Below are 7622 nucleotides of genomic sequence, written 5' to 3'. Positions count from 1 at the left end.
GTCGTCGGCTGACCCCCGGGTGCCTGAGTTCCCGTGGGGACCCCGGTCGGCGCGGTCGGCGTGGTCGTCGTGGGCACGGTCGTCCCGGTGACCGGTTCCGTCGGGGGGGTGCTCGTGGGGGTTCCCGTCGGCGCGGTCGGCTCGACCTCCGTGGTGGTCGCCGGGGGTGGGGCGGGCGTCCGGATGGCGACGACGGGCTGCTCCCTCACCATCGAGTACAGGATGCCCACCACCACGAACGTCACCAGCAGGATCGCGGTGGTCCGCGACATCGAGAAGAACTCCCCGAGGAGCGAGAGGACCTTCGGTCGGGGGCGACGGGACGGGGCGTCGGGATCGGTGGTCCCGCCGAGACCCAGCGGATCGCTGGTGATCACGGGTTCCCGCGTGGTCGTCGCCGCCGTGTCGTCTGGTGTGCGGTCGTCGGGTGTCGTGTCGTCGTCTCGGCGCTCGGCCATCACGCGCTCCCCTCTCCGGTCTGCGGGCGGACCATGCCCGCCCGGATCGCGGCCAGTGCCTCCGGTTCCAGGACGATGCCCTCCGCGCGGAAACGGCGCAGGATGACCGCGCGCATCCGCCGGCCGACCTCCCACTGCATGCCGGGCTTGGTGCGGGCCAGCAACCGGATCACGGTCTGCTCCAGGCGGATCGACTGCACTCCCATCACGGTGGGCTCATCCAGGATGTACTGGCCGACCCGCTCGTCGTCGAGGATCTCGCGGCAGACCTCTGCGAGGACCTCGTGGGCCTTGTCCATGTCGGCGTTGTTGGGCACCGGGACGTCGATGATCGCGCGCGCCCAGTCCTGCGACTGGTTGACCGCGGTGACGATCTGACCGTTGGGCACGATCACCGCCTCACCGTCGAGGGTCCGCAGACGCGTGATCCGCAGGGTGACGTCCTCGACGGTTCCCGCCGTCACCCCCGTCGCCGTGGTGAGCTCGACGATGTCGCCGTAGCCGTATTGACGCTCGGCAAGGACGAAGAACCCGGCCAGGAAGTCCTGGACGATCTTCTGCGCACCGAAGCCCAGCGCCGCACCGAGGACGGTCGCAGGCGCGACCAGCGCGACGAGGTTGACGCCGAAGCGCAGGAGGATCTGGATCCCGAACAGGATGTAGAGAACACCCACGGCGACATACGAGATCACCTGGATCAGGGAGTGGAGGTGCTTGGACTCCTCGGACCAGAATTCCTCGCCGGCGTGGCGTGAGTCTATCCGCCCCGTCCACATCCGCGCGATCTTGGCGATCACCCGGGTCAGCAGCGCCGCACCGAGGACGAGGAGGACGACCTCCAGGCCCTCGTTGCCCAACCACCTCAGGATCGGACTGAAATCACTCTGCAGACTCACTCCGCGTCGGCCCCCTCCCGCATCCGCCACCGGATGCCAGCCTCGATGAACCCGTCGAGGTCGCCGTCCAGGACCGCCGACGGGTTGTTGACCTCGAACTCTGTCCGCAGGTCCTTGACCATCTGGTACGGGTGCAGGACGTAGGACCGCATCTGGTTACCCCAGGAGGCGTTCCCCCCCGACCCGAGCGCGTCCAGCGCCGCCCGCTCCTCCTGCTGCTTGCGCGCGAGCAACTTGGCCTGCAGGACCTTCATGGCCGCGACCTTGTTCTGCAACTGGGACTTCTCGTTCTGGCACGTCACCACGATCCCGGTCGGGACGTGGGTGAGGCGGACCGCCGAGTCGGTGGTGTTGACGGACTGTCCGCCGGGGCCGGACGAGCGGTAGACGTCGACGCGCACCTCGTTCTCGTCGACCTCGATCGAGTCCGTCTGCTCCACCACCGGCAGCACCTCGACCTCGGCGAAGGACGTCTGCCGCCGACCCTGGTTGTCGAACGGGCTGATCCGCACCAGGCGGTGCGTGCCCTGCTCCACCGAGAGCGTTCCGTACATGTACGGGTCGTGGACGACGAACGTCGCCGACTTGATCCCGGCCTCCTCCGCGTACGAGGTGTCGTAGACCTCGACCTTGTGACCGGCCTTCTCCGCCCACCGCACGTACATGCGCATCAACATCTCCGCGAAGTCCGCGGCGTCGACACCGCCCGCACCGGCACGGATGTTGACCACGGCCTCACGCTGGTCGTACTCGCCGCTGAGCATCGTCTTGACCTCGATCGCCTCGACGTCCTCCCGGAGCTGCGCCCGCTCGGCGTCCGCCTCCTCGACGGCCCCGTCGCCCTCCTCCTCCGCGAGCTCGTACATCAGCGGGAGGTCCTCGATGCGCTGGCGGAGCTCACGGCACCGCCGCAGGTCGGCCTGGATGTAGGAGAGCTCGCTGGTGACCTTCTGCGCCCGTTCCTGGTCGTTCCACAGGTCGGGGTCAGCGGCCATCTGCTCCAGCTCGTCGACGCGACGGGCGAGTTCCTCGATGTCGAGGACCTTCTCGACCGTCGTCATGGTGGCGTCGAGGGCGGCGATGTCGGCGGAAACGTCGGGGTGCACGGCATCGGAGTCTACGCGGGTCGGCGTCCTCCTCGTGTTCGCCCACCCGCCACCCGCCCGAGGTCCGCCGCACGCCCCGCCGTCGCCTGACGGGGGTAGCGTCGCGGGGGACGGACCCGCTACCGCACGAGGTCGGCGGGCCACTGCGGACCAGCGGAGGAAGCCTATGCCCCCTGAGACCCGCCACCGGCGGCACCCCTCCGACGAGTCCGTCACGGCGATCGCGGACGAAGATCTGGCCGCCCGGCTCGTCGTCGACGCCGGGACCCTGGCGCGACGTCTCCGTGACGACGGACTGGATGTGCACCACAAGACCTCGGTGTCCGACGTGGTCACCGAGGCGGACAGGGCCGCCGAACACCAGATCACCACGCTCCTGGCCGCCCACCGGCCCGAGGACGGGGTCCTCGGCGAGGAGGGGACCCTCGTCCAGGGGCGCCACGAGCGCAGGTGGGTCGTCGACCCCGTCGACGGGACGTACAACTTCGTCAGCGGTTCCGACTACTGGTGTTCGGCCGTCGCGGTGACCGGCCCGGACGACTACCTCCTGGGGGCCGTCCACCGCCCCGTCACCGGAGAGACCTTCGTCGGAGGTTCGGACGTCCCCACCCGCCGCAACGGCGTCCCGGTGACCCGCCTCACCCCCGGTGCGTTGGCCGCCGGGAGCCTGGCCACCTATCTGCACCCGCCGTTCTTCGCCGACCCCGACCTCGCCGATCCCTTCCACCGCGTCAGCCGGGGCGCGGCGACCATCCGGATGCTCGGTTCGGGTTCGGTCGACCTCGCGGCGGTGGCCTGCGGCGTCCACTCGGTGTGGTGCCAGCACTCGTGCCCGGAGTGGGACTGGCTCCCCGGGCGGGCGCTCGTCGAGGGCGCCGGCGGGCTCTGCGCGACCGTCGAGGTGAACGGTTACGACTGGTTCGTGGCGGGCCGTCCCGGGGCCGTCGAGGACGCGGTAGCGCTTCTCCGGGGCTGAGTTAGACGCCCTGACCTGCACTCGAGACGATTTGAGGGGAAAGTGTGGCGCTCGGAACTTACTCCGAAGTAAGATGTCCGTCGACAGCACCGTCCACCGTCCGTCACGAGAACAGCTGGTGATGATGAGCAAGAATTCGACGTCCCCGTCCACGACCGGACGCGCGGAGACCTCCACTCCGGGCAAGAACCCCACGAGGATCGACGCCATCGGAGCCGCCATGCGCGCGCTCACGACGATCACCGGGTCGGAGTTCGCCGAGCGCTTCAACCTGCGCCACAAGGTCGACCGGGTCACCTACGAGGCCACCAAGACCGGCTTCAAGACCCTCGGCGCCGCCACCAAGTCCTTCAAGAAGGTCTCCGGATCCGGCGCGCCCAAGCGCCTGCCGGACGCCGACTCCGGGTCGAGGCCCGACCTCTTTGACCTCACCCTCGACGACGACCAGCAGATGATCGTCGAGACGGTCCGGGACTTCGCCACCGAGGTCATGCGGCCGGCCGCCCACGACGCCGACCACGCCGCCGAGGCCCCGGCCTCGCTGCTGGAGCGCTCCGCCGAGATCGGCGCCACCATGCTCAACGTGCCCGAGGAGTTCGAGGGCATCGCCTCCGAGCGCGGAGTGGTGACCAACTCCCTGGTCGCCGAGGCGCTGGCGTACGGCGACATGGGGCTGGCCCTGCCGATCCTGGCGCCCTCCGGAGTCGCCACCACCCTGACCCAGTTCGGGTCCGACGCGCAGCAGAAGAGCTATCTTCCGGCCTTCGCCTCCGAGAAGACCCCGGCGGCCGCCGTGGTGGTGGCCGAGCCCCGCCCGCTCTTCGACCCGTTCGAGCTCACGACCACCGCGACCCGCGGGCCGGGAGGCTTCACGCTCAACGGCGTCAAGTCGATGGTGCCCACCGCCGGCAGCGCGGAGCTCTTCGTCATCGCGGCCTCCCTCGACGGCGCCCCGACGCTCTTCGTGGTCGAGTCCGACACCGAGGGTCTCGTGGTCGAGGCGGACCCGTCCATGGGCCTGCGAGCCGCGGGCCTGGGACGCCTCGTCCTGACCGACGTCTCGCTGCCCTCCGATGCCGTCCTGGGTGGCCCCGACTCCTCCCCCGAGGACCGGGCCGCCACCTACGCCGACGTCATCCGCCTGTCCCGCCTGGGTTGGGCCTCACTCGCCGTGGGCACCTCGCACGCGGTCCTCGACTACGTGACCCCGTACGTCAAGGAGCGCCAGGCGTTCGGCGAGCCCATCGCCCACCGCCAGGCGGTCGCCTTCGCCGTCGCCGACATGGCCACCGAACTCGACGGCATGCGCCTGGTCACCTGGCGTGGGGCGTCCCGCGCCGAGCAGGGACTCCCCTTCGCCCGCGAGGCCGCACTGGCCCGCAAGATCGCCGCCGACAAGGGCATGAGGATCGGGCTCGACGGCGTCCAGCTGCTCGGTGGCCACGGGTTCACCAAGGAACACCCCGTCGAGCGCTGGTACCGCGACCTGCGCGCCGTGGGCGTGGCCGAGGGAGTGGTGGTCCTGTGATCACCACCCACCCCGCCACCCGCCCCACCCGGACTAAGGAACTCTGACGATGATCAACCTCGAACTCCCCAAGCGGCTCGAGGCGGGCGCCAACCAGGCCCGCCAGGTCGCCACCCAGATCTTCCGTCCCGTGTCCCGCAAGTACGACCTCGCGGAGCACGAGTACCCCGTCGAGCTCGACACTCTCAAGGCCATGATGGAGGCCATGGAGGACGCAGGGCAGGCCGCCTCCGGTGCCACCATGGGGTCGGGCGGCGCGCCGCGTCGCGAGGGCGTGTCCAACGGCGGCAACATGAAGTCGCTCCTCAACATCATCGAGACGTGCTGGGGGGACGTCGGACTCACCCTGTCGATCCCGCGCCAGGGCCTGGGCAACTCCGCGATCGCCGCGGTCGCCAACGACGAGCAGATGGAGAGGTTCGGACGGGTCTGGGCCTCCATGGCGATCACCGAGCCCGAGTTCGGTTCCGACTCCGCCGCGGTGTCCACCACCGCCCGGTTGGACGGCGACGAGTACGTGATCAACGGCACCAAGATCTACATCACGTCCGGTGCCCGGGCCGACCACATCGTCGTGTGGGCGACCCTCGACAAGAGCAAGGGCCGCGCGGCCATCAAGTCCTTCGTCGTGCCGCGCGAGCACCCCGGTGTGAACGTGGACCGGCTGGAGCACAAGCTCGGCATCCGCGCCTCCGACACCGCACAGATCACCTTCGACAACTGCCGGGTCCCCAAGGAGAACCTCCTGGGCGATCCCGAGGTCCGGGTGGACAAGGGTTTCGCCGGCGCCATGCAGACGTTCGACAACACCCGCCCGCTCGTGGCGGGGATGGCGGTCGGCGTCGCGCGTGCCGCGCTGGAGGAGATCCGGGCGCTGCTCGAGGAGGCCGGGCTGGAGATCGACTACGACCGGCCCGCGACCAGCCAGCCCGCCGCGGTGGCCAAGTACCTCGAGCTCGAGGCCGACTGGGAGTCCGCGTATCTGCTCACCCTGCGGGCGGCGTGGATGGCCGACAACAAGATGCCCAACACCAAGGAGGCGTCGATGTGCAAGGCCAAGGCCGGGCGCACCGGCTCCGCCGTGACCCTGGGCGCGGTCGAGCTGGCCGGCAGCTACGGCTACTCCGAGCGCAGTTTCCTGGAGAAGTGGTCGCGCGACTCCAAGATCCTCGACATCTTCGAAGGCACCCAGCAGATCCAGCAGCTGGTGATCGCGCGGCGACTGCTCGACCTGTCCAGCGCCGAGCTGAAGTGACGAGCTCCGAGGGCATCTTCTGAGCAGAACGCCCCTGCGGGCCATCGGTCCGCAGGGGCGTTCTTCGTCGACGTCGAAACCTTGCTCAGGGCTCCGTCCCGAGGTGGTCCCTCGCCCGCCGAACCCCGAACGACAGGGCAGCCCGCCAGTACTAGGTGAGCCGGTCTCCGGCCTTCCAGACAAATCCGTTTACGGCCTACCGCGAATCACTACTTTTCGCAGGCGACGCCGTCTCCGTCTCTATCCAGACCTGATCTGTATCCGGGGCTGCTCGGGTACAGGGGCGCGGCCCCGGCAGCCTTGGCTTCGGAGCAGTTTGCGTAGTAAGCGCTCGCAGGAACCGGCTCCGGTGCAAATGTCTGCGGCTGCGGCGCTGACTGTACCGGCGGAGGCTCGGGCGCAAGTGCGGGCCGGAACTCTTCCGGTAAGGGCTCGGGCTGCGGCTGGGGGGCCTGCGTGACTGCGCGCGTTGCCGGTTCGCTGCTTGCGGTGGTAGGACGCTGCAAAGAGGTGGTCTGCGTTGTGGTCGTCGTTCGGGGTGCCGTCGTTCGGAATGCCGTGGACGACGATGTCGTGGTGTCCGCCTCTTCGGAAGTGTCCCCACATCCGGCCAGGAGGAGCGGGGCAACTAGGACGGCAGCAAAGAATGTGCGCACGGAATGCCTTTCGTAGAGTGAAAGCATTCTTAACAGTTGTTACCGGCATCCGCCTCGCTTTGGGCGATTCGCTTGTGGCACCACTTCAACTGGTCCGAGGGACCAACTCCCCCTCAGGGGTCCGACTGGACATTCTCGTCTACCGCATCTCATCTCCCCGGGGACCACGCGAACCTCGACACCCGTCCTGACGTCCCCGTGATCGCGCGTCGCAACCTCGACCTGTCGTGCGCCGAGTTGCCTTGGATCACTGCCGGGGCGACTGGCGACAGGCACCATGACGGGTACGGTGCCGCGCGAACAGGAGCAGAACCGATGTCCCCTGACGACGACGTCCCCCTCTTCCGGGCCCCGATGCGGTCGCGGGACGACCGGGTGCCCGACGGTGGCGGAGTCGAGCGCGGCCTGCGCCTCGGCCTCTGCGGCATGGGAGGGCGCCTCGAGGGGCCGTCGCCGTCGTCGCTCGCCGAAGCGGTCGACGCCGCCGCGGCGCAGCACGACTCCAGGTTGGCCCGCCGGATCGAGCGGTTCGCCGACGCCCCCGACGGCGTCTACGTGTGGACCCGGGACGTCGACGGCCACTACTGGCTCGGGCGTCTCGCGGGGCCGTGGCGCTACGACGCCTCAGACGAGGCGCACTCGGTGGACCTGGTGCACGTCCGTGAGTGCACGTGGCGATCCGAACCGACAGACCGGTCGAGCGTCCCCGACGCCGTCCTGGCCACCTTCGCGCGCGGTGGCCGCAAC

The 7622-nt window shown here is 69.5% G+C and carries 7 protein-coding genes and 1 pseudogene; 4 read left to right on the top strand and 4 right to left on the bottom strand.

The features are described from left to right. The 3 genes and pseudogenes from G6019_RS09355 to prfB all read right to left on the bottom strand — a co-directional run. Positions 1-458 (bottom strand): annotated as a pseudogene (locus tag G6019_RS09355) (hypothetical protein); the annotation flags it as partial. Next, on the bottom strand, positions 458-1354 hold the full coding sequence (locus G6019_RS09350; protein WP_182613806.1) for a mechanosensitive ion channel family protein: 897 nt from the start codon (positions 1352-1354) through the stop codon (positions 458-460). The pseudogene G6019_RS09355 and the gene G6019_RS09350, both read right to left, overlap by 1 nt. Continuing rightward, positions 1351-2460: a peptide chain release factor 2 gene (prfB, locus tag G6019_RS09345; protein WP_017836577.1), complete on the bottom strand. Its 1110-nt coding sequence runs from the start codon at positions 2458-2460 to the stop codon at positions 1351-1353. Before prfB ends, G6019_RS09350 begins: the two co-directional genes overlap by 4 nt. Before the next feature lie 166 nt (positions 2461-2626). Between prfB and G6019_RS09340 the strand changes: the two genes are divergently transcribed. The 3 genes from G6019_RS09340 to G6019_RS09330 all read left to right on the top strand — a co-directional run bounded on the left by G6019_RS09340 (position 2627) and on the right by G6019_RS09330 (position 6219). Further along, positions 2627-3436, top strand: a complete 810-nt coding sequence (locus G6019_RS09340) for an inositol monophosphatase family protein (protein ID WP_182613805.1) — start codon at positions 2627-2629, stop codon at positions 3434-3436. A gap of 121 nt (positions 3437-3557) precedes the next feature. Beyond that, positions 3558-4964, top strand: a complete 1407-nt coding sequence (locus tag G6019_RS09335) for an acyl-CoA dehydrogenase family protein (protein WP_182613813.1) — start codon at positions 3558-3560, stop codon at positions 4962-4964. 49 nt (positions 4965-5013) lie between these two features. Beyond that, positions 5014-6219, top strand: coding sequence for an acyl-CoA dehydrogenase family protein (locus tag G6019_RS09330; RefSeq protein WP_107755977.1), 1206 nt, complete (start codon positions 5014-5016; stop codon positions 6217-6219). Between the two features lie 209 nt (positions 6220-6428). On the opposite strand, the gene G6019_RS09325 is transcribed toward G6019_RS09330, so the two are convergent. After that, on the bottom strand, positions 6429-6902 hold the full coding sequence (locus tag G6019_RS09325) for an excalibur calcium-binding domain-containing protein (protein WP_182613804.1): 474 nt from the start codon (positions 6900-6902) through the stop codon (positions 6429-6431). 288 nt (positions 6903-7190) lie between these two features. Between G6019_RS09325 and G6019_RS09320 the strand changes: the two genes are divergently transcribed. Continuing rightward, positions 7191-7622, top strand: a 432-nt coding sequence (locus G6019_RS09320; protein ID WP_182627479.1) for a GAF domain-containing protein, incomplete at its 3' end; no start/stop codon positions are given.

The organism is Dietzia sp. DQ12-76, assembly GCF_014145045.1.
Lineage (GTDB): Bacteria > Actinomycetota > Actinomycetes > Mycobacteriales > Mycobacteriaceae > Dietzia.
Note: the sequence above shows the minus strand (reverse complement) of the source record. Positions and strands in the feature narration are given on the sequence as shown.